Annotated in this window: 23 protein-coding genes; 9 read left to right on the top strand and 14 right to left on the bottom strand. The window is 53.0% G+C overall.

Annotated elements, in window-relative coordinates; translation table 11 throughout:
• Positions 1–4: 4 nt before the first annotated feature.
• Together PGR23_RS05055 and PGR23_RS05050 are read right to left on the bottom strand one after the other, a co-directional pair.
• On the bottom strand, positions 5–754 hold the full coding sequence (locus PGR23_RS05055; protein ID WP_045394028.1) for an alpha/beta fold hydrolase: 750 nt from the start codon (positions 752–754) through the stop codon (positions 5–7).
• A 75-nt stretch (positions 755–829) separates the two neighbouring features.
• Complete coding sequence (locus tag PGR23_RS05050) at positions 830–1,003, bottom strand: GhoT/OrtT family toxin (protein WP_015366412.1); 174 nt, start codon at positions 1,001–1,003, stop codon at positions 830–832.
• Positions 1,004–1,195: 192 nt separating this feature from the next.
• Between PGR23_RS05050 and yncL the strand changes: the two genes are divergently transcribed.
• Positions 1,196–1,288 (top strand): stress response membrane protein YncL, encoded by a 93-nt coding sequence (gene yncL / locus PGR23_RS05045; RefSeq protein ID WP_064571558.1) that lies wholly within the window; start codon positions 1,196–1,198, stop codon positions 1,286–1,288.
• 789 nt (positions 1,289–2,077) lie between these two features.
• On the top strand, positions 2,078–2,200 hold the full coding sequence (locus PGR23_RS05040) for a small membrane protein (RefSeq protein WP_072251384.1): 123 nt from the start codon (positions 2,078–2,080) through the stop codon (positions 2,198–2,200).
• A gap of 235 nt (positions 2,201–2,435) precedes the next feature.
• Here PGR23_RS05040 and patD read toward each other — a convergent pair whose 3' ends face one another.
• The 6 genes from patD to PGR23_RS05010 form a co-directional block, all read right to left on the bottom strand.
• Complete coding sequence (gene patD, locus PGR23_RS05035) at positions 2,436–3,860, bottom strand: aminobutyraldehyde dehydrogenase (RefSeq protein WP_045394023.1); 1,425 nt, start codon at positions 3,858–3,860, stop codon at positions 2,436–2,438.
• 21 nt (positions 3,861–3,881) lie between these two features.
• Complete coding sequence (locus tag PGR23_RS05030; protein WP_045394020.1) at positions 3,882–4,688, bottom strand: ABC transporter permease; 807 nt, start codon at positions 4,686–4,688, stop codon at positions 3,882–3,884.
• Positions 4,678–5,607, bottom strand: a complete 930-nt coding sequence (locus PGR23_RS05025; RefSeq protein ID WP_045394017.1) for an ABC transporter permease — start codon at positions 5,605–5,607, stop codon at positions 4,678–4,680. Before PGR23_RS05025 ends, PGR23_RS05030 begins: the two co-directional genes overlap by 11 nt.
• A gap of 1 nt (position 5,608) precedes the next feature.
• Positions 5,609–6,622, bottom strand: coding sequence for an ABC transporter ATP-binding protein (locus PGR23_RS05020; protein WP_047048760.1), 1,014 nt, complete (start codon positions 6,620–6,622; stop codon positions 5,609–5,611).
• 17 nt (positions 6,623–6,639) lie between these two features.
• The gene (gene ydcS, locus PGR23_RS05015) at positions 6,640–7,785 is read right to left on the bottom strand and encodes a putative ABC transporter substrate-binding protein YdcS (RefSeq protein WP_045394012.1); all 1,146 of its coding nucleotides are present in this window, start codon (positions 7,783–7,785) and stop codon (positions 6,640–6,642) included.
• A gap of 318 nt (positions 7,786–8,103) precedes the next feature.
• Entirely contained in the window at positions 8,104–9,516 is a 1,413-nt protein-coding gene (locus tag PGR23_RS05010; protein ID WP_045394010.1) for a PLP-dependent aminotransferase family protein, read from the bottom strand.
• 853 nt (positions 9,517–10,369) lie between these two features.
• On the opposite strand from PGR23_RS05010, the gene PGR23_RS05005 reads away from it, so the two are divergent.
• The 4 genes from PGR23_RS05005 (at position 10,370) to PGR23_RS04990 (ending at position 13,304) form a co-directional block, all read left to right on the top strand.
• A complete protein-coding gene (locus PGR23_RS05005; protein WP_045394007.1) occupies positions 10,370–11,767 on the top strand; it encodes a cytochrome ubiquinol oxidase subunit I in 1,398 nt (465 codons plus the stop codon).
• Positions 11,767–12,777: a cytochrome d ubiquinol oxidase subunit II gene (gene cydB / locus PGR23_RS05000; protein WP_396279651.1), complete on the top strand. Its 1,011-nt coding sequence runs from the start codon at positions 11,767–11,769 to the stop codon at positions 12,775–12,777. Before PGR23_RS05005 ends, cydB begins: the two co-directional genes overlap by 1 nt.
• The gene (locus PGR23_RS04995) at positions 12,777–12,902 is read left to right on the top strand and encodes a DUF2474 domain-containing protein (RefSeq protein WP_064571560.1); all 126 of its coding nucleotides are present in this window, start codon (positions 12,777–12,779) and stop codon (positions 12,900–12,902) included. The genes cydB and PGR23_RS04995 overlap by 1 nt, the downstream gene beginning before the upstream one ends.
• Positions 12,903–13,067: 165 nt before the next feature.
• Positions 13,068–13,304, top strand: a complete 237-nt coding sequence (locus PGR23_RS04990; RefSeq protein WP_045394002.1) for a DUF2554 family protein — start codon at positions 13,068–13,070, stop codon at positions 13,302–13,304.
• A gap of 9 nt (positions 13,305–13,313) precedes the next feature.
• Here PGR23_RS04990 and PGR23_RS04985 read toward each other — a convergent pair whose 3' ends face one another.
• Complete coding sequence (locus PGR23_RS04985) at positions 13,314–15,275, bottom strand: U32 family peptidase (RefSeq protein WP_396279649.1); 1,962 nt, start codon at positions 15,273–15,275, stop codon at positions 13,314–13,316.
• 233 nt (positions 15,276–15,508) lie between these two features.
• Positions 15,509–16,054, bottom strand: a complete 546-nt coding sequence (locus tag PGR23_RS04980) for a helix-turn-helix domain-containing protein (protein ID WP_047048772.1) — start codon at positions 16,052–16,054, stop codon at positions 15,509–15,511.
• Positions 16,055–16,141: 87 nt separating this feature from the next.
• On the opposite strand from PGR23_RS04980, the gene PGR23_RS04975 reads away from it, so the two are divergent.
• Positions 16,142–17,314, top strand: a complete 1,173-nt coding sequence (locus tag PGR23_RS04975) for a benzoate/H(+) symporter BenE family transporter (protein WP_396279648.1) — start codon at positions 16,142–16,144, stop codon at positions 17,312–17,314.
• On the opposite strand, the gene PGR23_RS04970 is transcribed toward PGR23_RS04975, so the two are convergent.
• Complete coding sequence (locus PGR23_RS04970; RefSeq protein ID WP_396279647.1) at positions 17,291–18,160, bottom strand: helix-turn-helix domain-containing protein; 870 nt, start codon at positions 18,158–18,160, stop codon at positions 17,291–17,293. The two genes, PGR23_RS04975 and PGR23_RS04970, sit on opposite strands and share 24 nt — an antisense overlap.
• A 184-nt stretch (positions 18,161–18,344) precedes the next feature.
• Between PGR23_RS04970 and PGR23_RS04965 the strand changes: the two genes are divergently transcribed.
• Positions 18,345–19,241 (top strand): DMT family transporter, encoded by an 897-nt coding sequence (locus PGR23_RS04965; RefSeq protein WP_047048775.1) that lies wholly within the window; start codon positions 18,345–18,347, stop codon positions 19,239–19,241.
• Positions 19,242–19,286: 45 nt separating this feature from the next.
• On the opposite strand, the gene PGR23_RS04960 is transcribed toward PGR23_RS04965, so the two are convergent.
• A complete protein-coding gene (locus PGR23_RS04960; protein ID WP_045393989.1) occupies positions 19,287–19,955 on the bottom strand; it encodes a DUF3313 domain-containing protein in 669 nt (222 codons plus the stop codon).
• A 135-nt stretch (positions 19,956–20,090) separates the two neighbouring features.
• Positions 20,091–21,683 (bottom strand): ABC transporter substrate-binding protein, encoded by a 1,593-nt coding sequence (locus tag PGR23_RS04955; RefSeq protein WP_026612294.1) that lies wholly within the window; start codon positions 21,681–21,683, stop codon positions 20,091–20,093.
• Positions 21,684–21,795: 112 nt separating this feature from the next.
• Between PGR23_RS04955 and pepT the strand changes: the two genes are divergently transcribed.
• The gene (gene pepT / locus PGR23_RS04950; RefSeq protein WP_396279646.1) at positions 21,796–23,025 is read left to right on the top strand and encodes a peptidase T; all 1,230 of its coding nucleotides are present in this window, start codon (positions 21,796–21,798) and stop codon (positions 23,023–23,025) included.
• Here the strand turns inward: pepT and tehB are convergent.
• On the bottom strand, positions 23,022–23,618 hold the full coding sequence (gene tehB, locus PGR23_RS04945) for a tellurite resistance methyltransferase TehB (protein WP_396279645.1): 597 nt from the start codon (positions 23,616–23,618) through the stop codon (positions 23,022–23,024). The two genes, pepT and tehB, sit on opposite strands and share 4 nt — an antisense overlap.
• Position 23,619 lies beyond the last annotated feature (1 nt).

Here is a 23,619-nt window from a genome sequence, read left to right as displayed (position 1 = left end):
GCTTTCAGACCAGCCCGGCAATCGCGCGCGCCAGCGCGGCCGGGTTTTCCCATGCCATCGAATGCCCCGCCTGTGGTATGACAGCCAATGCGATACCCGCAGTTTCGACGTCTTCCGCTTCCTGTGAGGGTAGCGATAAACTACCGTAGATAAGCGTCTTACGGCATTGCAGGTGAATAAAACGCTCAAACCACGAGGGAGAAGCGCCTACTACCAGGCTGGTAGCTCCCCGCCATAACGCCCACGGTGCGCTATTTTGTAGGCAACCTTTCCATGGGGACGTTTCTGCCGCCAGCATCGACTGATAGCCGTTGGCGATAAAATCATCTTCCGTCTGCCCGGCGATTTTACAGCTATAGAATCCCCCACCGGCATAGAGATTGGGCTCGGCGACAATTAAAGCCTCAACGCGTTTGCCCAGCCGCTGCGCTGCCTCAATAGCCACACTGCCCCCCATACTATGGCCGTAGAGAATGCAGCGGCTGACCTGCAATTTGTTCAGCCACTCCACAACGACCGCAGCCTGGTCAGCAATTCGGTAGCCAAACTGAAGCGGTTTATCGCTGTAACCATAGCCTGGAAGATCAATTAGTAAGGCCCGGCGCCCATTCAATATAGGGTTAGAAACCACTGGCGGGTAATCGTATGAAGAGGCGCAACCTAACCCATGAATGAACACAATAGGGTCCCCCTGGCCTTGGAAATCAAACCAACGGACCGTTGCGCCGGCTAAATGCGAATAGAAGCTGTTCATCAGATGGCATCCTTATTATTTTTAACTGTATTTATATACAGCCATCAAGATAATTAGGCCAGCCATTTCTGTTGTTCAGAAAAGTGAAACCAGCAGTGCCATAGGGAAGCTGAACGGCCATGTCGCACCAATCAACAGCGCTGCCAGCAGCCGAATGCAGCGGCTTTCCTTAGTTAAAAACCAGCTTATCAACGCACAAATACAGCCCATTACGGCATAAAAAACCAGCATCTTCTGGTATAAAGTCATTTTTTCCTTCCCTGTCAGACATCGCGCAACACGCGTTATCCTGTCCCGCACCACTTAGTACGTCAGAGATCAATACTTCACAAAACAAGCAACTGCAAAGACCATGGAAAAACGGTTGATTCAGTGTTGTCCGATAGCGCAACTCTACGCCACCGACTATAAATGTAGGGGCTTACTCATAAAGGTGGCGTTATGGATGTTTCCAGCAAAACCGTAATTCTGATTAATGTCGGCGCAGCGCTTGCGCTTATTAGCCTGTTATCCGTTCGTTTTGGTTGGTTTTAGTAATTTTTCAGCAACTAAACCTAAAAAAGCAGCCTCAGCGGCTGCTTTTTTTATGATTTAATTGTCGCGCGTTTCCCGTCGGCTTTCTGTTGAAGCACTACAATAGTCTTAAGACTTTCCGGGTTATATGACGGCAAGAAATTAAGCTTTTCGGTATCCCACTCGACCGCTGCACAAACCCCCTCTGTTGCCCCCAGGCTTTCACAGCCGCGAATTCGCTGGGCAGGGAGATTGTCGTAAAGCATTGCGCTTACGCCGATGAGTAACAGGATAAATGCTAGCTTTTTCAAAACCAATTCAACGTCAGAATAACAAATTATGTAAAATTTTCTCATGAGCGAGGCGAAAAAGTCAAATCGCCTACACGCTAACAACTGTCCCGTGGCGATCTCATCCAGAATTTAACATTATGGCTACAATCATTCCCTTCCTGGAGAGCATTTCTGAGGAGTGCGATCCGTTATGTCCCCCTTCTGCTAGCGAGAGGATATTTATTTCATTGGAAATAACAAAATGATCTGGCAATCCGCATACCGGATTATGGATAGCTAACTATACTTGGCTTTTATAAGGTGAGAATTTTCTTAAATTAGCGACTACTGATAATCAGCAATCGACTGCTCAGCCTTATGGTTAATGCGGACTGTAGATTTCCAGGTGTTATTTTGTGCTCTATATTCCGGTAATTGAAAGAAATTATTATTTGCAAACTCACGAACTTCCGCATAGGTTCATTACTATTAGTTATAACGTTTTTGCTTTTCCTGTTACTTATTTTTGAGGTCGCTTATGTCAGGAATACTTGCCCTGCTAATGGCTTTAGTCTTATTGGTGATCGCAATCTACAGTCTTATCTCTTATATTCGTGAGCGCCGCCACTCGGGCCTGCCATCAAAAAAAGACAAACATTGATTATTAAATCGGCATAAAAAGTCGATACGCAAAAAAAATCCCCGCATCATCCTGCAGGGATCAACAATTAATAGCATGCTTAGTTGTTTACTCCCCATCCGGCGCTTATCTCCGGCACTCACAATGGCTTAGCTCTTGAAGGGGTATAAGAATACTCTCATATTACCCCTTATCTTTTTTAACATTTATTGCTATTGCAACTATTAGCGTGGTAATGCTGCCGGCACGTTAATATTCAATGTTTCACCATTACATGACGAACCACCGTGTAGTCCTCCAGGCCATACATCGACATGTCCTTGCCGTAACCAGATAGCTTCTGTCCGCCGTGCGGCATTTCGCTAACCAGCATGAAATGGGTATTCACCCAGGTGCAACCGTACTGCAAACGCGCGCTCAGGCGATGGGCGCGGCCCACGTCCTGCGTCCACACCGAGGAGGCAAGCCCATATTGCGAATCATTAGCCCAGGTTAATACTTGTTCCTCATCGCTAAACGGCGTCACGCTAACTACCGGGCCAAAAACTTCGCGTTGTACGATAGCGTCATCCTGCTGTGCGCCAGCCAACAACGTGGGCTGGAAATAGTAACCACTCCCCGCCGCGCGGCTGCCGCCGGTTACCACTTTAATATGCGGTAAGGCGCGCGCGGCGTTGACAGCCGCCGTCACCCGTTCAAGATGCGCAAGCGAACTGACCGGCCCCAGTTCCGTGGATGGATCGTCCGGTTGCCCCATTTTCAGGCTGGCCACGGCCGCGCCTAGTTTTTCAACCAGCCGATCGTAGACGCCTTGTTGCGCGTAAATACGGCAAGCGGCAGTACAGTCCTGACCGGCGTTATAAAAACCGAAAGTACGAATGCCCTCGACGACGGCATCGATATCGGCATCATCGAAAACAATGACCGGCGCTTTACCGCCCAGCTCCATATGGGTGCGTTTAATCGAATTCGCCGTGTGACCAATAATATGGGCGCCGGTGGCAATCGAACCAGTCAACGAAACCATACGCACTTTACTATGGCCGGTGAGCGGGTCGCCAACAGTTGGGCCCCGGCCGAAAAGCACGTTGATAACGCCGGCCGGGAAAATGTCTTTTGCAAGTTCCGCCAGCTTCAAGGCCGTCAGTGGGGTGATTTCCGAAGGTTTAATCACCACGCAGTTACCGGCCGCCAGCGCGGGCGCCAGCTTCCACGCCGCCATCATTAGCGGATAGTTCCACGGCGCAATCGAGGCCACTACGCCGACCGGGTCGCGGCGGATCATTGAGGTGTGCCCCTCAAGGTACTCCCCAGCAGCCATTCCCGGCAGGCAACGCGCGGCGCCGGCGAAGAAGCGAAATACATCGGCAATCGCCGGCATTTCATCATTGATAACGCAATGTAGCGGTTTACCGCAGTTTAAAGACTCCAGTTTGGCGAGCGTTTCTGCATGTTCAGTAATCACATCCGCCATTTTCAGCAAACATTCGGCGCGGGTTTTCGGCGTTGTCTGGCTCCAGCTGACAAACGCACGATCTGCAGCATTGACGGCGGCATCAACCTGCGCCTCGGTCGCCTCCGCAATCTCAATAATCGTTTCGCCATTGGCAGGATTGAATACCGGCAGCACCTCGCCTTCTCCCGCCACTAATTGACCGTTTATCAAAAGGTTATGTTGCATAGCATGATCCTGTAAAGTGTATTATTTTCCGCTTTCGGCGTTATTCTCACCGTCACGGGTTAGCCACCAGGCCCCCAGGATGGGTACAGTCGTCACTAACATCACCAACAGCGCGACCACGTTGGTGACCGGTACATCGCGCGGGCGCCCCAGTTGATTTAACAACCACAACGGTAACGTCCGCTCATGTCCGGCGGTAAAGGTAGTGACGATAATTTCATCAAAGGACAGAGCGAATGCCAGCATCCCGCCCGCCAGCAGTGCCGAACCCAAATTGGGCAGCACCACGTAACGGAAGGTTTGCCAGCCTGTAGCGCCAAGATCCATCGATGCTTCCACCAGACTCCATGATGTCCGGCGAAATCGGGCAATGACGTTGTTAAACACCACCACCACGCAGAAGGTCGCGTGACCCACCACGATGGTTAGCAAGCCAGGCTCAAGATTGACGGCTTTAAATGCCGTCAGCAGCGCCAGGCCGGTAATGATGCCGGGAAGTGCAATAGGTAATAGCAACAGCAGCGACACGGCATTCTTACCAAAAAACGAACTCCGCCACAGCGCGCCGGCAGCGAGAGTGCCCAACACCAGCGCAATCCCCGTGGATAAAGCGGCGATTTTAAGTGACAACGTCACTGATTCAATGATATCTGCGCGAGCGGCAGCCTCGCTGAACCAGCGGAGCGTCAGCCCTTTCGGCGGGAAGCTGAAAGCGGCATCCTCTGTATTAAAGGCGTACAAGGCGATAATCAGCAGTGGAAAATGGAGAAATACCACTCCGCCCCAGGTGGCGATTTTGAGAAACAACGGTGCGCGTTCAGAGTGCATCAAACGCTCCCAGGCGCTTAACAAACGCCAGATACAGTGCAATAAGAACAATCGGCACCAACGTGAACGCCGCCGCCATCGGCATATTGCCAATCGCGCCTTGCTGCGAATAAACCATGTTGCCGATAAAGAAACCGGGCGGTCCCACCAGTTGCGGCACAATAAAATCGCCAAGAGTGAGGGAAAAGGTAAAGATAGAACCTGCCGCGATACCCGGTATGGCTAAAGGCAGTACCACGTAGCGGAAGGTTTGTTGCGGTCGAGCGCCTAAATCGGCGGAGGCCTGCAGCAGCGACGGCGGCAGGCGTTCCAGCGCCGCCTGTACCGGCAGGATCATGAACGGCAGCCAGATATAGACGAACACCATGAATCGCCCGAGCCCGGAGGTCGATAAGGTATTGCCGCCGACCGCCGGGATGGTCAACACCATATTTAACACGCTCTCCAGACCAAGGTGGCCGAGAAACCATTGCGCCACGCCATCTTTCGCCAGCAATAGCGTCCAGGCGTACGCCTTAACGATATAGCTGGCCCACATCGGCAACATCACCGCGATATAAAAGAAGGCTTTCATCTTGCCGCGGGTATAACGCGCCATATACCACGCCATCGGCAACGCCAGGATTGCGCTGGCAATAGTCACGCAGATGGCCATCACCAGGGTACGGACAATGATGTCGTAGTTGGCGGGATTAAACAGCGCCTTCAGGTTAGCGAGCGTCAAATCCGTGGTGACCGACATCGTAAAGTCATCAAAGGTATAGAAGCTTTGCCACAACAGCGTCAGGAGCGATCCCAGATAGACAATCCCAAACCACATCAACGGGCCCAGCAGCAGTAAAAACAGGCCCAATGACGGTTTTCGCCAGAACAGCCCTGACATCCTCCCGGTCGTTGGTTGTACAAGCGCCATCGTCATCTCAGCCTCCGCTTTCCAGGGAGACCATCGCCGAACGCGACCAGCCGGCCAATACCTGTTGCCCCAACCGCGGCGCGCTCAACGCCGCCCCGCCATCAACGTTGGCCTGGCTGACTAGCAGCTTTTCGCCCGCTGCAAGTTTCAGTTCAATACGCGTTGATGCCCCCTGAAACTGCACCGCCTGCACGGTCCCCTGAACCTGAATATCACCGCCGCCATTCAGTCGAATATGTTCAGGACGGAGTGACCATGCGCCAGCCACCCCGCATAGGCGCTGCGAAACTTCTGGGGTAAAAACGTTAGCGGTGCCGACAAATCCGGCGACAAAGGCGGTTTTAGGCTGTAAATAGAGCGAGTGCGGCGAATCGACCTGCTCAATACGGCCATTGTTAAACACCGCCACGCGATCGGACATCGACAGCGCCTCACCCTGATCGTGAGTAACAAAAATGAAAGTAATACCCAGCGACTGCTGAAGTTTTTTTAGCTCTACCTGCATCTGTTCGCGCAGTTTTAAATCCAGCGCGCCAAGCGGTTCATCTAATAACAGCACACGAGGTTGGTTGACCAGCGCGCGGGCAATGGCGACCCGTTGCCGTTGACCGCCGGATAGCTGCGAAGGCTTGCGAGCGTGCACAAACCCAAGCGCCACTTTTTCTAAGGCTTCCTGGGCGCGAAGCTGACGTTCTTTTTTGCCCACGCCTTTCACCATCAGCCCATAGGCGACGTTGTCGATGATCGACATATGCGGAAATAGCGCGTAATCCTGAAAAACCGTATTGACGTCACGCTGCCAGGGCGGTAATTCGCTGGCCTGCTGACCAAAAATACGAATCGAACCGCCGGATAGCTGTTCGAAGCCCGCGATTAAGCGCAGGCAGGTGGTTTTGCCGGAGCCTGACGGCCCCAGCATGGAAAAAAACTCGCCATCGCGAATGGCGATACTCACGCCATCCACCGCGCGTACGTCACCATACAAACGCGAAACGTCATCAAACTCTACCGCGTACGTCATGTTCAGTCTCCAGGCGCTTAGCGGCCACCCATAATCGCGATATAGTCCTGGGTCCAACGGCTATAAGGAACATACTTTCCGCCTTCGGCAATCGGCGTTTTCCAGAACGCAATCTTGTCGAATTGGTTGTAACCGTTGGTTTCACAGCCTTTGTCTCCCAATAGCGTACTGGCTTTACAGCCCTGCGGCACCACGGGCAGCGACCCAAACCAGGCGGCGACATCGCCCTGTACTTTCGGCGTCAGCGACCAGTTCATCCACTTATAAGCGCATACCGGATGCTTTGCCTCACTATGCAACATCGTCGTATCGGACCACCCGGTCACGCCTTCTTTTGGGAAGACGGTAGCGATGGGCTGACCTTCACCTTTCAGACCATTGGCCTGATACGGCCAGGAGCCCGAGGCAACCACACCTTCATTTTTAAAGTCGCTCATCTGAACGGTTGCATCGTGCCAGTAACGGTGAACCAGCGGATGCTGATCCTGCAGAACCTTCAACACCGCCTGATACTGCGCTTCGGTGAGTTCATAGGGATCGTTAATTCCTAACTGCGGCTGTGTTGCTTTGACAAATAGCGCTGCATCAGCGATATAAATCGGACCATCATAGGCCTGAACTCGTCCCTGGTTGCTTTTTCCGTCCGGTAGATCTTGTTTGACGAAAACCACTTTCCAGCTATCAGGCGGCGTCGGGAAGGTTTTAGTGTTGTACATCAGCAGGTTCGGCCCCCATTGATAGGGCGTGCCGTACACTTTATCGCCGACGTTAAACCACGCGCCTTTGGCAACTCGCGGGTCAAGCGTTTTCCAGTTTGGGATCAGCGCGGTATTAATCGCCTGTACACGCTTGCCCATGATAAGGCGCAACGAGGCGTCGCCGGAGGCGGTCACCAGGTCGTAACCGCCCTTCGCCATCAGGCTGACCATTTCGTCTGAAGTGGCGGCAGTCTTCACATTAACCTGGCAGCCGCTCTCTTTTTCGAATTGGCTTACCCAGTCATAATTCTTATCCGTCTGACCGCGTTCGATATAACCCGGCCAGGCAATAATATCGAGCCGCCCTTCTCCTTTATCCAGCGAAGACGGCGGTTCAGCGGCTTGCGCTGTCAGCACAACCATACTCAGCGCGCACAGGCTGCCACGGGCAAATTTTTTGCTCATTTGAACTTACTCCTGTCAGAATAAAAGTAGCGGCAGCCGTGCCGTAAAAATATCTCCCTTAATAAGGGTAGACGGCGGCCTGCGGGGCTCTGGGGAAATTTCCTCAGGTTGTGACCAGGTGCGCATTCCGCAAAAATCGCCACCACGATTCGATAATATGGATTATAGACAAGGAGTTATGGCAGGAGGATGAGTATGCATATTCCCTATGACGACCCGGTGCTGGTGGATATTTTAAACTGATTAATGAATACAAGAATGAAGTGGATAAATTGCCGGAAAAATAAAAACCGGCAATTAAAAAAAGCGATGAATAAGCTAAGACAAAAGTTGACGTATAAGTTCGCCGAGCCGTTTGACTCCCTGCTCTTCTTTTTCTCCCCAGCCCCAGGCGGTATTAAAACGGAAAAATGAGGTCCAATTAGCGGTGGTAGAAAACATTTTACCCGGCGCAATACTGATGTTATCCCGTAACGCCAGAGCGCTGAGTTCGCCAGCATCGACGCCAGCGGGCAGCTCCAGCCACAGGAAATAACCGCTGTCGCTATGATGAATTTTGACCTCGGCGGGTAAAAAACGCAGTAGCGCTTGCCAGGCCAGCTGTTTCCGCTCGGCAAGCTGTCGCCGCAACCGGCGTAAATGCGCGTCGTAACGTTTGGTCGAGAGATAATCGACCAGCGCCAACTGCATCGGCGAACTGGTAGATAGCGTACTCATAAGCTGTAACTGCTGAATACGGCGGGCATGCCTGCCAGCGGCAACCCAGCCGATACGAAACCCCGGGACAAGGCATTTTGAAAATGAGCTACAGTGCAGCGTCATCTCATCACGATCCCAGTACTTTGCGGGTAGCGGTTTTTCCCGACCAAAGTACAACTCACTGTAAACGTCATCTTCAATCAACATGACGTTGTAGCGTGTCAATAGCGCCACCAGTTGCGCTTTTTTGTCTGCCGTCAGCGTAAATCCGAGCGGGTTCTGGCTATTGGTCATCAGCCAGCAGGCTTTGACCGGGTAGCTCTGCAATGCCTGTTCCAGCGCCGCTAAATCGATCCCCTCTTTCACATCGCTGGCCACCGATAGCGCCTTAAGTCGCAACCGTTCGAGCGCCTGCAGCGCGCCGTAAAAACAAGGATTTTCGACGACGACCCAATCGCCGGGCTCAGTCACCGCCTGCAGGCTGAGGTTCAACGCCTCCAGCGCACCGGCGGTAATGACTATCTCATCCGGCGATACGTTCATTCCCTGCAACGCATAACGCCGGGCAATCGCATGACGAAGCTCATCGTTGCCCGGCGGCAGGTTCTCGATCACGCTCATGGCGGTGGCGGTTTTACTCACTTGAGCCAGCGAACGATTTAGCTGCTGCAAGGGAAACAGACGCGGGTCGGGAAAAGCGGAAGCAAAAGGCAGCATCGACGCCTGGCGGCTCGCCTGCAGGACGTCGAAAATATAGGTGTTGATATCAACCGACTCATTGCGCGTCACTTGCGCGGGAGGCTCAGGCTGGCGCTGCTTCACCGGCTGCGGCGCCACATAATAACCGGATTGTGGACGAGCGATAATCCGTCCCTGGCTTTCCAGTAACTGGTAGGCATGGCTGACGGTCATAAAACTCATTCCGCTGCTGACAACCTGTTCGCGTAAGGAGGGTAGCCGATCGCCGGGTTGCCAAACGCCAAGCGCGATCTGTTCAGTTAACTGTCGCGCAAGCTGCTGATACTTTTTCATTACCGCATCCATTTCATCAACGGGATGCCGTATCTTATAACAGATGGTCAAAAATGGCAGGTTTTAAAAACTGATATACCTGACAGATGCCACTGAGCGAGTATCTCATAGCACGGCAAGTGGTGATCTTGCCGCTGAAAGAACATGAAATTGTATTATCAATGATGAATTATTCGCATTTGAGGATAGCAATAAAGTATCAGGCAAGTCCGCAAGTTAGAAAAAATATGAATGATGCGCACGACGTATCGATGCCAACTCTAATCGTTTGAACATAGATACGCTTTATTTCTCATGTTGTGAATCAGCGATTAAATCAGCCCGACCGATAAATTCATCACGCATCTAAAAATGAAGTAATTTCATGCCGGGATACTAGTAGCTCAAATAAGCAGATAGACTCCGCCGCCCACGGCAAGCCAAAAAATGCTCATGAAAAACAATGAGATAAGTAAACTTCGCAGGCCTTTCTTTGACAAACCCTCTCCCTTTCTTTATCAATTAATATATTAAAAAATAATGGATATCAAATTCACATAATGAATACGGATATTTAAGAGGTAAACTTGACGGCAAAACATAACGCCATCACAGGCTAGCAGAATAATTAACAAAAAACAGCGCAAGTCATAAGGAAAATCGTAAATAAAAGTGTGAAGTATAACTGATATAAATTCACAATACGAAATTGATTATTTATGATGACATGAAAATTAACTTCACAAATATGAAACATCAAGAGAAAGAATAACAATCCGCAACTGTTATCATAAAAAAGCGCTTTTCTGCGTCTGCTATCACGCCTCTCCCCCCTCTAAAATTGCGCAGAATCAATTTTGTTGTGGAGCCTTGCATGTTCGGTCTTGATGCATTTCATCTGGCGCGGATCCAATTCGCCTTTACCGTCTCATTTCATATCATCTTTCCAGCAATCACCATCGGTCTTGCCAGTTACCTGGCGGTACTTGAGGGATTGTGGTTAAAAACAAAAAATCCTGTCTGGCGCTCGCTGTATCATTTCTGGTCGAAAATCTTTGCCGTCAACTTTGGTATGGGAGTGGTCTCAGGGCTGGTTATGGCCTACCAGTTCGGCACAAACTGGAGCGGTTTTTCTCAGTTCGCCGGCAGCATTACCGGCCCATTGCTAACGTATGAAGTCCTTACCGCGTTCTTCCTGGAGGCCGGTTTCCTTGGCGTGATGTTATTTGGCTGGAACCGTGTCGGCCCCGGCCTGCATTTTTTCGCCACCTGTATGGTGGCGCTGGGCACCATCATTTCCACGTTCTGGATCCTGGCCTCAAACAGCTGGATGCAAACGCCGCAAGGTTTTGAAATCGTTAACGGCCAGGTCGTACCCGTAGACTGGTTCGCCGTTATCTTTAACCCTTCTTTCCCTTACCGCTTATTCCATATGTCCGTTGCTGCGTTTCTTAGCAGCGCGTTATTCGTGGGCGCATCCGCCGCATGGCATTTGCTGCGCGGCAACCAAACCCATGCCATCCGCGCCATGTTCTCAATGGCGCTATGGATGACGCTGATTGTCGCCCCCATCCAGGCATTAATCGGCGATATGCATGGGCTTAATACCCTGAAACACCAACCGGCGAAGATTGCCGCCATCGAAGGCCACTGGGAAAATCCGCCCGGCGAACCGACGCCGCTGCTGCTGTTCGGCTGGCCGGACATGCAACAAGAGCGCACCCGCTACGGGTTGGAGATCCCCGCCCTCGGCAGTCTGATTCTTACCCATAGCCTCGATAAGCAGGTACCGGCGCTGAAGGAATTCGCCCCGCAAGATCGCCCTAACTCAACCATTGTCTTCTGGTCATTTCGTCTGATGGCCGGTCTGGGAATGCTGATGATATTGCTTGGCGCCATTGCGCTGTGGCTGCGCTATCGCCAGCGTCTGTATACCTCAAAACCTTTCCTGCGCTTCGCGTTATGGATGGGGCCTTCCGGACTGATTGCGATTCTTGCTGGGTGGGTGACCACCGAAGTTGGCCGCCAGCCATGGGTCGTCTACGGCGTACAGCGCACCTCCGAGGCCGTATCAGCTCACGGCGATCTGCATATGACCATTAGCCTGCTGGCCTTTATTGCCGTCTACAGTTCGGTGTTCGGCGTCGGTTATAGCTACATGCTGCGCCTGATCCGCAAAGGACCGCAGGAGCAGACACCGGCGCCAACAGGTACGCCCGCGCGTCCGCTTTCTGCCGTTATGGATGGTTTTCAGCATAAGGAGTCCCGCTAATGGGTATTGATTTATCGGTTATTTGGTTTGTTATCATCGTGTTCGCCACGCTGATGTACATCGTCATGGACGGTTTCGACTTAGGGATTGGGATTCTGTTTGTTACCGTACGCGGCGATGAAGAGCGCGACGTGATGGTCAACAGCGTCGCCCCGGTATGGGATGGCAATGAAACCTGGCTGGTGCTTGGCGGCGCAGGTCTTTTCGGTGCCTTCCCGTTGGCCTATGCGGTGATTATCGACGCGCTGTCGGTACCCTTAACCCTGATGCTGATCGGCCTTATTTTTCGCGGCGTGGCCTTCGAGTTTCGCTTCAAAGCTACCCCTACGCACCGCCCTTTCTGGGATAAAGCTTTTCTTGGCGGATCGCTACTGGCGACATTCACCCAGGGCATGGTCGTTGGCGCGGTCATTCATGGTTTTCCGGTTAGCGGTCGCAGCTTTAGCGGCGGTATGTGGGATTGGTTCACGCCATTTACCCTTTTCTGCGGCCTCGGCCTCACCGTTGCTTACGCGTTGTTGGGCGCCAGTTGGTTGGTGATGAAAAGCGAGAATCCGTTGCAGAATAGCATGCGCAGAATTTCACGCTTTCTTCTGCTGGCCTTACTGGTGGCGATAGCCGCGATTAGTCTGTGGACGCCGCTCTCTCTGCCGGCTATCGCCGAGCGCTGGTTTAGCCTGCCGAATCTGTTTTACCTGCTGCCGGTGCCGCTACTGGTTATCGCCATCAGCGCCTGGTTATGGCGCACGCTTGGGAAACGCGACGCTCACGTCCTGCCGTTTATATTGACGCTGGGATTAGTCTTTCTTGGCTTTAGCGGGCTTGGGATCAGCATTTGGCCGAATATTATCCCGCCGGGGATTACGTTGTGGCAGGCCGCGGCGCCGCCGCAAAGCCAGGGCTTTATGCTGGTTGGCGCGCTACTGATTATTCCCGTCATTCTTGGTTATACCTTCTGGAGCTACTACGTATTCCGCGGCAAAGTTCAACCTGGCGAGGGATATCACTGATGGAGAGATCATGGATAAAACGTTTGCTATGGCTGGTGGCCATATGGGGGGCTAGCGTGCTGGCGCTGGGCGCCGTCAGCATGATTTTCCGCCTGCTGATGAACGCCGCCGGGCTTCGCGCCTGATAAAAGAAACTGTTTCTTAGCCTGGCGCTTGACGCGTCAGGCTTTTTTTTCATCATTCTTCAGCCGCGCCTGACAAAGCCTTGCGCTTCTTTGATAACCAGGCAAAAAAGCCGATATTAAATCAACCATATTACTCATGCGTTATCTATTGATATGGAAAATGATATGTGGCGAAAATTTTTGACAGCGGTTGTGTTGATGTGCGGGTTATTGTCCGGCCATGTGTTAGCCCAGCGTCAGGGGCATGAATATTTCCCGGTGCAAAGCCTCGAACAGCAGTTACTGCACGAGGCTGATTGCGATGAGCTACGCAGCCAGGCTGAGGAGACCGCCAGCTCGCTGCGCGAGCATCATCACCGGCAGTATGCGCGCAAAGCAAAGGCGCATAACGGCCCGCTGTGAGAACGGCCCTTACGCGCCTTTACGCTTGGGCAACGTTTTCATCAGCTCGTCCGGGCTAACGGAGGCGACGATGCTGCCCGGATGCGGCATCTTGAGGATATGATTTTTGATTTTACCCACCACGTGCATTTCGCACGGGCGACAATCAAATTTCAGCGTCAGGACTTCATCACCGTGGATCAGCTGCATCGGCGTCGCCTTCCAGCTTTTAATCGAGCCTTTAGCCTGCTTCGGACATAGGTTGAAGGCAAAACGCAGGCAGTGCTTGGTGATCATCACCGGTACGTCGCCCTTCTCTTCATGAGCTTCATACGCCGCATCAATCAGCTGTACGCCGTAACGCTGATAAAAAGCGCGCGCTTTGTGGTTATAAACGTTCGCCAGGAACGACAAATGCGTTTCCGGATACACAGGCGGAGGTACGGAGACCGGTTTACGCGTACCGCGCTGCCAGGCATCGAGGCGCGCCTGATCGAGCATCTCTGCCGTTTCGCGACGAAGTTGGTTGAGCATACTGTTCGGTACAAACAGAGCCGGCAGATTAATCTGCACATCACGCGGGTAGTAAATAGTCTGCCCGAGCTTCGCCACGCCATCACGCAGATTAGCCAGCGCTTTTTCCGCCTGGGTCGCTTCGGCAAATTCGCCATCCAGCGTATGCGTGACGCTGATGCCGTCTTCACAGGTCATGGTCAGCACCAATTGTTCCTGCCAACCGCTCAGCGCGATATCAACCGCAATGCGACGCTCGCTGGAAGTTTTCAGTAGCGCCTGCTGCCAGTTATGGTCGAGATTACGATTAAGCGCCTCATGCGGACGTACTTTATGCAGGTCTGCCGGCATCTCGTTTGGCCAGACGCGATAACGGTTTTCCCCCGTTTTCTCCACCGTATTGGCACGGAAGCCGACAACTTCACGTTTGATCATGACATTCAGACCATCGCCGTTAGTCAACGCGTCAGTCACTTCGACATCGAGATAATCTTTTCCGACTTTTAATACTTCGCCTACCGGCAGACCGATAAATTTCGGCGAATCAAACGCGCCGATATCGCCCTTACGCGCGTTAACAAAATAGTCGGTGCTGCCGCGATGGAACGTTTTATCGGTAGACGGTACGAAAAAGTGCTCGGTGCGCCCGGCGGAAGAACGCGCGAGATCGCCGCGGTCTTCAATAATACGATCCAGCATCTGACGATAGTGAGCGGTGATATTTTTCACATAACTCATATCTTTATAGCGCCCTTCAATCTTAAAGGAGCGCACGCCGGCGTCGATCAATGCCGCCAGGTTGGCAGTTTGATCGTTATCTTTCATCGACAATAAATGTTTTTCATAAGCCACGACGCGCCCCTGATCGTCTTTCAGGGTGTAAGGCAGGCGGCAAGCCTGAGAGCAGTCGCCGCGGTTGGCGCTACGTCCGGTTTGCGCGTGAGAAATATAGCACTGGCCGGAATAGGCAACGCACAGGGCGCCGTGAATAAAGAACTCGATAGTCGCGTCGGTATTGTCGTAGATCGCTTTAATTTGATCGAGGTTGAGTTCGCGAGCCAGAACAATCTGGCTGAAGCCTGCATCAGAGAGAAACTTCGCCTTCTCGACGCTGCGAATATCGCACTGGGTGCTCGCATGCAGCTCGATTGGCGGCAGATCCAGCTCCATTATCCCCATATCCTGCACGATCAGCGCATCGACGCCGGTCTCGTACAGATCGGTAATCAGACGTTGCGCGGGTTCCAGTTCATCATCATGAAGAATGGTATTCAGCGTCACAAACACCTTAGCGCCAAAGCGATGCGCAAACGGCACCAGGTTGGCGATATCGCTCAGGCTATTACTGGCATTATGCCGCGCGCCGAAGCCCGGCCCGCCGATATAGACCGCATCGGCGCCGTGTAAAATCGCTTCACGGGCGATCCCGGCATCGCGGGCGGGACTAAGAAGTTCAAGATGATGGTTTTGCAGGCGCATACGCTCGTCGTTATCCGTTATAGGGGGTCGAAATGGCGGCTATTGTAGTCAGAACTGAGCGCAGACGAAAACATTTTCCGCCGCGCCCGCACAGCGAATTTGCAGAAATCGGCAAAGCATTGAAGAAAAAGCTATTTCTCATGAAAACCCGGCAAGGTTACAGTGGCTGCGTATTCCGGATTTTCCTCGTCACGTTGTGAATTTTAGTCTCAGTCATCTTGATTGGCCGCGGATTAGTCCGCGGCTTTTTCTTTTGGATAATGAATCAGCGAATGAAAGTGCGCCGTCTGCGCGCCGCTATTGCGGTAAGCGTGCGTCAGGTCACCGGCAAAGCGCCGCCCTTCTCCCGCCTGCAATGAATGCCACTGCCCCTGCAGACATAAATCCAGCGTACCGCTAATGACCACCACATGTTCAATGACGCCGGTCTCATGCGGCGTCGATTCGCTCAGCGCGCCGGGGGCGAGGGTAATCGAAAAATGGTCAAAACGCAGTTCGGGATCCCATGGGAAGATGGGCGTCACCACCATCGCCTGCTGCTGCGGGTCGAAGGCGGCGGGCGCTGCGGACTCATCAGCGACAATAAAAGTCGAAAACGCCACATTGAGGCCGGTGGCTATCTTCCACAATGTCGCAACCGTTGGGCTCGATTCATTACGTTCGATTTGCCCGAGCATCGCCTTTGATACTCCGGTTTCTTCCGCCAGCCGCGACAAACTCCAGCCGCGCTGCTGACGCAGGCTTTTCAGCGTCAATGCCAGATGTTGGGCAATATTCATTGGTGCTCCTCGTCATTTTCTTGATATTACCAGTTGTACGCTATAACGCACAATGCTACCTTCGTCGTATGTTATAACGCACAAGAGGTGTTCATGCGCTCCTTTACCCTTCCCATCCCCACGCTGCTCGCGGGATTTGTCGCCGTGCTGGTAGGCTACGCCAGCTCCGCCGCCATCATTTGGCAAGCGGCCGCCGCCGCTGGCGCCGACGCCGGGCAAATAGCCGGTTGGATGACCGCCCTTGGCCTGGCGATGGGCGTCAGCACGCTGGTATTAACGTTATGGCGGAAAGTCCCCATCCTCACCGCATGGTCAACCCCAGGCGCGGCTTTACTGGTCAGTGGATTACAGGGAGCGACGCTGGCACAGGCGGTGGGAATATTTGTTTTCGCCAACGCGCTGATCCTGCTATGTGGCGTGACGGGACTGTTTGCCCGCCTCATGAAAATCATTCCGCATTCGCTGGCGGCGGCAATGCTGGCGGGGATCCTGCTACGCTTTGGTCTGCAGGCATTTGGCAGTTTGCAGGATAATCTCCTGCTATGCGGCGGGATGTTCGCCGCCTGGCTGTTATGCAAAGCGCTTTATCCACGTTTTGCGGTGGTCGCGGCATTAGCGGCAGGTGGGGTCATCGCCCTGCTAACCGGCGCGCTGTCACCAGTGGCAAACGATATGGTTTTTGTTGCTCCGCAGTGGATTACCCCGCAGTTCACTCCTTCGCTGTTACTCAGCGTCGGTGTACCGTTTTTTCTTGTCACCATGGCTTCGCAGAATGCGCCGGGGCTGGCGACTATTCAGGCATCAGGCTATCGGGTTCCGGTCTCGCCGCTTATCGTATTTACCGGCGCGCTGGCGCTGCTATTTTCACCATTTGGCGTCTATTCCGTATGCATCGCCGCCATTACCGCCGCGATCTGTCAAAGTCCGGATGCGCATCCGGATGCGGATAAGCGCTGGCTCGCCGCAGCGGCGGCCGGTTTTTTTTATCTGTTAGCGGGTCTATTTGGCGGTTCGATAACCGCGCTAATGGCGGCGCTGCCGCCGGTGTGGATCCAGATGCTGGCGGGGCTGGCATTGTTGGGAACCATTAGCGGCAGTCTCTATCAGGCGCTGGGGCATGAGAGCGAACGCGATGCCGCAGTCGTAACATTTTTGGTCACCGCCAGCGGCGTTACCCTTGCAGGAGTCGGCTCGGCCTTTTGGGGGCTGGTCCTCGGCGGTATCAGCTATGCGCTATTAACCGCGCTGCGCCACGCGTAGCTGGCTTGGCGTAAGACCCGTGGCGCTTTTTACCCGATGACTAAAATGGCTGGCGGAGCTAAAGCCACAGGCTAACGCTATCTCGGTCAACGGCTGCTGAGTATGGCAAATCAGATGTTGCGCCTTGAGCATCCGCCGCTGCATCACATACTGGTGCGGCGCCATATTCATTGACTGGCGGAACATCCGTGCAAAATGGTATTCGCTAAGCGACGCCTGGGCGGCCAGATCGGCGAGCGTTAGCGGCTGCTCGAGGTGCTCCTCAATCCACGCCAACAGATTACGCAACAGATGCGGCGCCAGGCCGCCGGTAACGGTCGGCAACCGCCACTGGACGTTCGAATAGTTTTGGATCAGATGCGTCAACAGCAGCGTACTGGCCGAGCTTAACAGCAGTTGATTAGCCTGCTGGCGCCAGTCGTTGTCGAGCAGAAACTGACGATAGACCGCCGTAATTTTGTCATCGCTGGCAAAGGTCTTTTCCTGCAAGGTGAAAGAAGCAGGACTGCGATCCCAAATTTGCTCGCCGACGCGGCGCAGGTGTTCATCGGTGCAATAGAGATGAACGAACGAAAGATCGCCGCGAATATCCCAGGTGCTTTCATCGCCCTTCGGCATCAGACAAAAACGATCCGGCCCGCCGCCGTTCTTCCAGCCGTAGGGCGTTTTTTGGTAGCTTTCGTAACCATCGGCGACATACAGGCTCAACGTGTGGTGGTCGCTGCGCACCGTGATTCGATCGAGGTCGTTGTACCACGCGGCAAGCTGGATCCCGGAATTGAGTTCTACGGTCCCCCGCAGCACCGCATTTTGTTGTTGTAATGTTTCGAACGTCCCGTATGCCATAGCCTTCACATCGTTTTTAATCCGCAGACCTCTAGTCTATAAATTGTCCTCTCCGCTTACCAGCATTGACCATGAGCTTGTGAAAAATAAGCGCAAGATTTTGCAAGTCGGCAACAAAAAGGTGACAGCGCTTTGCCCGGAAAAACCGCACACTCACGCCAGGCATATTAACAGGAGAGACATTTTGAACGCATTACTCTACGGGCTGGTGGTGGTTATCTGGGGTACCACATGGATTGCTATCTTTTTACAACAGGGGCCCGTTGCCGCGCCGGTGTCAATTTTCTGGCGTTTTGCCGTCGCCAGCGTCACCATGCTGACAATTTTGCTGATTACCCGCCGTCTGCGCCCGCTGGCAATGCGCGATCATCTGTTTTGCATGCTGCAAGGCTGCTGCGTCTTTTGCTTTAACTTCTGGTGTTTTTATACCGCCGCGGCGCATATCAATACCGGCCTTGAGTCGGTGATCTTTTCGATGGCGGTATTATTTAACGCGATCAACAGTTTTATTTTCTTCCGCCAGCAGCCGCCGGGGCGCTTTTGGCTGGCGGCGGCGCTGGGGCTCGCCGGAATCGTCACCCTCTTCTGGGACGATCTCCTCGCCAATGGTCTGAACGCGTCGCTACTGTGGGGAATCGGCCTGAGCGCCCTGGGAACGTACGGTTTTTCATTGGGCAATATGCTGAGTATTCGCCACCAGCGCCGCGGGCTTGAGACATTGACCACCAATAGCTGGGCCATGTTTTACGGCACGCTGGTGATGGGCGCGATCGCGCTGCTGCGCGGCGATAACTTTATGCCACAGTGGACCTGGAGTTATATGGGCGCCCTGCTGTATCTGGCGTTGTTCGGTTCGGTGATCGCGTTCGGCGCTTATTTCACCCTGGTAGGACGTATCGGCGCCAGTAAAGCGGCCTATAGCACGCTGCTTTTCCCGCTGGTGGCATTAACTATCTCCACCTTCTATGAAGGTTACATCTGGCATAGCAACGCGGTGATAGGTCTGGCGTTAATACTGGTAGGAAATCTGGTGATGTTCGCCCGCCCCGAGCAGCTATTTATGCGCCGCCGGCTGGCCTGATAATAAGCCCGTCAGGCATCGCGCCAGACGGGCTTAACGCATCAATTACTTCTGTGACGGGTCGAATTTCACCGCGTCGATCGCCATGTCATCAATCACCTGCTTCAACGTATCAGCGGTTAGCGGCGTGCTCTCATTAGACAGCGTTTTACCTTCGCCCTTACGCACAACCTTAATAACCGGCTTATTAGTCTTCGCGTCGATCAGTTCGCCTTCGAAGTAGAGATTCGTGTCCATCGTGCGATGGCCGGTTGCCGCCTGGGTACCCGCGACAATCATCGCTACCGGGATCACTTCATAGAACTGCAGCCCTTCTTTACTGGTATCAACACCGGTGATGGCGCCGCGGAAAATCAGGCTGCGAGGGCCAGCCGTGGTCGCCAACGGTTTACGTTCGCTGATGGCCTGTTTCATCTGCTTGTTGGTGTAATTGAGGATGTCCTGCAGCGCTTTCTCCCCTACCTGAGTCGTTGGTTTCGGCACCGGGTAGTAGGTGATTGGACGATAAACAACATTGTCATAGTTGTTCGGATTGTAGTCCGGGGAGATCCAGCGCAGCTCTGGTTTGCCGGAGGCCGAGGTAGTCTCTTTTAACTTAGAGTAATCTTTTAAGAACCCGGAATACTGATCCGGTTGCGCCAGTTTAGATGCACAACCGGTTAATGCCAGTAGCCCGGCCAGAGCGGCAACTTTAAATAACATTTTTGTACGCATGGATGATCCCTGTAAATGCAGTTTGTCGGCAAGATTTATAACAAATTCCCACGCTAAGTTTTGTGACAAAAAAGGTGGTCCGTCAACTCCTTGCAAAAAATAAATCCGCCAATGCGGCGGATTTATTTACGATGTTTATTTTACGTCCACTTGATAAAAAATATGTTTACCAAACGGGTCGATTTCATACCCGGTCACCGATTTACTTACCGGCTCAAAAATAGTTGAGTGCGCAATCATCACGGCCGGCATTTGATCGTGCATCATCTGCTGCGCCTGTTTATACAAGGCTTCTCGCTGCGGCCTGTCGGTGATGGTTTTGGCTTCGGCGATAATTTTATCAAACGGCGCGTAGCACCATTTCGCCGAATTAGAACCGCCGTTGGCCGACTGGCAGGTAAATAATGGGCCAAAGAAGTTATCCGGGTCGCCGGTCGCGGTAGTCCAGCCCATTAACGCCGCCTGATGCTCGCCGTCTTTCACCCGCTTAAGGTATTCGCCCCATTCATAGGTGGTGATTTTGGTCTGCACGCCGATTTTAGCCCAATCGGCCTGGATCATTTCCGCCATTCGTTTCGCATTTGGGTTATAAGGACGCTGAACCGGCATCGCCCACAGGTCGATGGTAATGGGGCTCTTCACGCCGGATTCACGCAGCAGCGCTTTGGCTTTTTCCAGGTCCCAGCTGTAATCTTGCAGATCGGCATCGGCACTCCAGACGCCAGGCGGCAGCAGGTTTTTCGCTACTGTCCCGGTACCGTGGAACACCGCGTCGATAATTGCCGGTTTATTGATCGCCATGGCCAACGCCTGGCGCACCTTAACGTTATCCAGCGGCGCTTTCTGGGTGTTGAAGGCGAGGAAACCGGTATTAAGCCCGGCTTTGCTCATCAGATTGATCTGCGGGTTCTTTTTCATCCGCGGTAAATCGGCGGGATTGGGGAATGGCATGACCTGACACTCATTTTTCTCAAGCTTAGCGTAACGCACCGAGGCATCAGGCGTAATACTAAATACTAAACGATCGATTTTCGCTTTTCCCTGCCAGTAATCAGGAAATGCGGTAAACAAGATCCGCGAATCTTTTTGGTATTGCGCCAGCTTGAAAGGCCCGGTGCCGATGGGATCCATATCGACGCGCTGCGGGGTTCCGGCTTTCAGCATCGCATCGGCATATTCCGCAGAGAGGATTGAAGCAAAATACCAACCGAGGTCAGCGACAAAAGGCGCCTCGGGGTGCGCGAGGGTAAAACGCACCGTATATTCATCCGGTTTATCAATTGCGGTAATTAACGAACCAAACTCCAGGCTTTCAAAATTGGAGTAGTTGCCATTAGAGACATTATGATAAGGGTTATTCGGATCTTTTTGCCGCATAAAGGAAAAAATAACGTCATCGGCATTAAAATCACGGGTCGGTTTAAAATACTTATTACTTTGGAATTTAACGCCCTTGCGTAAGTGGAATGTATAAACTTTACCATCTTCGCTCACCTCCCAACTTTCTGCCAGGCTGGGCTGCAATTCCGTGGTGCCAACTTTAAAGTCCACCAGCCGGTTATATATCGGTACCGCGCTGGCATCGACGCTGGTCCCGGAAGTATAAAGCTGCGGATTAAAGTTTTCCGGCGAGCCTTCAGAGCAATAAACCAGTGTTTTCGCATTCACAGCGGAACTCACCGCTAATGCCGCTATCGTCAGAGCTATTGAAGTAGATGTGCGTTGCATGCGTTTCCCTTTTCATTTTTTGACTAATGAATAGCTTTTTGTTTTATTGCCCATAGATAACACTAAAGCCAGATTGCAAACACCCGAAATAATAAATTAAGAAGGAATCACTATGGCCTCGCCCTTAACCAGACAATTAACCCAGCGCTTCTTTCGCTATCTGGCTATCACCAGCCAAAGCGATCCACGAGCAACCACGTTACCCACGACGCCCGGACAACATCAGATGGCGCAGGCGTTAGCCGACGAGCTACGTCAGTTTGGCCTTGACGATATCGTTGTCGACGAGCATGCAACCGTGACGGCGGTAAAAAAAGGCACCGTCCCCGGGGCGCCGCGGATCGGCTTTATCACGCACATTGATACCGTTGATGTCGGGCTGTCGCCGGATATTCATCCGCAAATTCTGCGATTTACTGGTGAAGATCTCTGTCTTAATTCGGAACAGCAAATCTGGCTGCGGGTTGACGAGCATCCGGAAATCCTGGCCTATCGTGATGAAGAGATTATTTTCAGCGACGGCACCAGCGTACTGGGCGCCGATAACAAAGCGGCGGTGACCGTTGTCATGACGCTGCTGGAAAACCTGACCGCCGAACATAAGCATGGCGATATCGTCGTGGCGTTCGTCCCGGACGAAGAAGTGGGTCTTCGCGGGGCAAAAGCGCTGGATCTCTCGCGTTTCGCCGTCGATTTTGCCTGGACCATCGACTGCTGCGAACTCGGCGAGATCGTTTATGAAAACTTTAACGCCGCCTCTGCGGAGATACGGTTTACCGGCGTAACCGCACACCCGATGTCCGCCAAAGGCGTATTGGTCAACCCGCTGTTAATGGCTACCGACTTCATGAGCTATTTCGACCGCCAGCAGACGCCGGAGCACACCGCCGGGCGCGAAGGCTACGTATGGTTTAACGGTATTCATGGCGATCAGAACAGCACAAGGTTGCAGGCCAACATTCGCGATTTCGATCTGGACAGCTTTAACCGCCGTAAACAACAGATTGGCGAAGCGGCAGAGAAAATCGCCGCCCAGTACCCTACTGCCAGGGTTGAATTCACTATCAGCGATACTTACAGCAATATCAGTAACGCCATTGGCGAAGACCGCCGGGCTATTGACCTGATGTTCACCGCGATGGAAAGCCTCGGTATAACGCCAAAACCCACGCCGATGCGCGGCGGTACCGACGGCGCAGCGCTATCGGCAAAGGGTCTGCTGACGCCGAACTTCTTCACCGGCGCGCATAATTTCCATTCGAAATTCGAATTTTTGCCGCTGCGCGCCTTTGAGGCCTCCTATCTAACCGCCCTGCAGCTGTGCCTGCTGGCGGCGGATTAAGCCGGTTTACGCGCCAGCATCGTGGCGAAGCGTAGCTTGATGCGCTTGCCGCTGGCGTCGGTGCGGTGCAGTTCGCCGACGTCTTCGTTGTACTTGAGGAACTGCCAGCCAGCATAATAGTCACGCAGTTCTTCAGGTTTGAAGGCGAACGGGAAGCCCACGGTACAGGGGTAATCTTCGGTATCCATGGCGGCAACAATCAGGTTATAGCCGCCAGGCTTAGTGCAGCGCTGCATGTTGGAGATAAGACCAGGGATGGTTTTGGCTTCCAGGAACATCATCACCACGGTAGAAAGAATAAAATCATACTCGCCATCAAAGCTCAGCGTATTCAGGTTCTTAATCGCCGTCTGCAGGTTCTCCAGCCCTTCAGCCTGACGAATGTTCTCCAGATTATCGATACTCATGGGATTTTTATCCCACGCCGTGACGTTGTAACCTTTCGCTGCCAGATACAGGCTGTTTCGTCCATTGCCGCAACCAAGGTCGAGCGTCTGTCCCGGCTGCATCAGCGAGGCGGCATACACTACTTCTGAGTGGGTGCGCGTCAGGCCATATTTTTCAGTAAAGTAGTTTTCGTCACGAGTCGTCATG

The organism is Klebsiella sp. 141162 (assembly GCF_050600755.1).
GTDB classification, from domain to species: Bacteria; Pseudomonadota; Gammaproteobacteria; order Enterobacterales; family Enterobacteriaceae; genus Klebsiella; species Klebsiella aerogenes.
This window is presented reverse-complemented; position numbering and strand designations above follow the sequence as displayed.

Bases quoted from the DNA above. Each gene is read 5' to 3' on its own strand.
- PGR23_RS05055 (WP_045394028.1), bottom strand. From the start codon at position 754: ATGAACAGCTTCTATTCGCATTTAGCCGGCGCAACGGTCCGTTGGTTT.
- PGR23_RS05050 (WP_015366412.1), bottom strand. From the start codon at position 1,003: ATGACTTTATACCAGAAGATGCTGGTTTTTTATGCCGTAATGGGCTGT.
- yncL (WP_064571558.1), top strand. From the start codon at position 1,196: ATGGATGTTTCCAGCAAAACCGTAATTCTGATTAATGTCGGCGCAGCG.
- PGR23_RS05040 (WP_072251384.1), top strand. From the start codon at position 2,078: ATGTCAGGAATACTTGCCCTGCTAATGGCTTTAGTCTTATTGGTGATC.
- patD (WP_045394023.1), bottom strand. From the start codon at position 3,860: ATGCAACATAACCTTTTGATAAACGGTCAATTAGTGGCGGGAGAAGGC.
- PGR23_RS05030 (WP_045394020.1), bottom strand. From the start codon at position 4,688: ATGCACTCTGAACGCGCACCGTTGTTTCTCAAAATCGCCACCTGGGGC.
- PGR23_RS05025 (WP_045394017.1), bottom strand. From the start codon at position 5,607: ATGACGATGGCGCTTGTACAACCAACGACCGGGAGGATGTCAGGGCTG.
- PGR23_RS05020 (WP_047048760.1), bottom strand. From the start codon at position 6,622: ATGACGTACGCGGTAGAGTTTGATGACGTTTCGCGTTTGTATGGTGAC.
- ydcS (WP_045394012.1), bottom strand. From the start codon at position 7,785: ATGAGCAAAAAATTTGCCCGTGGCAGCCTGTGCGCGCTGAGTATGGTT.
- PGR23_RS05010 (WP_045394010.1), bottom strand. From the start codon at position 9,516: ATGAAAAAGTATCAGCAGCTTGCGCGACAGTTAACTGAACAGATCGCG.
- PGR23_RS05005 (WP_045394007.1), top strand. From the start codon at position 10,370: ATGTTCGGTCTTGATGCATTTCATCTGGCGCGGATCCAATTCGCCTTT.
- cydB (WP_396279651.1), top strand. From the start codon at position 11,767: ATGGGTATTGATTTATCGGTTATTTGGTTTGTTATCATCGTGTTCGCC.
- PGR23_RS04995 (WP_064571560.1), top strand. From the start codon at position 12,777: ATGGAGAGATCATGGATAAAACGTTTGCTATGGCTGGTGGCCATATGG.
- PGR23_RS04990 (WP_045394002.1), top strand. From the start codon at position 13,068: ATGTGGCGAAAATTTTTGACAGCGGTTGTGTTGATGTGCGGGTTATTG.
- PGR23_RS04985 (WP_396279649.1), bottom strand. From the start codon at position 15,275: ATGCGCCTGCAAAACCATCATCTTGAACTTCTTAGTCCCGCCCGCGAT.
- PGR23_RS04980 (WP_047048772.1), bottom strand. From the start codon at position 16,054: ATGAATATTGCCCAACATCTGGCATTGACGCTGAAAAGCCTGCGTCAG.
- PGR23_RS04970 (WP_396279647.1), bottom strand. From the start codon at position 18,160: ATGGCATACGGGACGTTCGAAACATTACAACAACAAAATGCGGTGCTG.
- PGR23_RS04960 (WP_045393989.1), bottom strand. From the start codon at position 19,955: ATGCGTACAAAAATGTTATTTAAAGTTGCCGCTCTGGCCGGGCTACTG.
- PGR23_RS04955 (WP_026612294.1), bottom strand. From the start codon at position 21,683: ATGCAACGCACATCTACTTCAATAGCTCTGACGATAGCGGCATTAGCG.
- pepT (WP_396279646.1), top strand. From the start codon at position 21,796: ATGGCCTCGCCCTTAACCAGACAATTAACCCAGCGCTTCTTTCGCTAT.
- tehB (WP_396279645.1), bottom strand. From the start codon at position 23,618: ATGACGACTCGTGACGAAAACTACTTTACTGAAAAATATGGCCTGACG.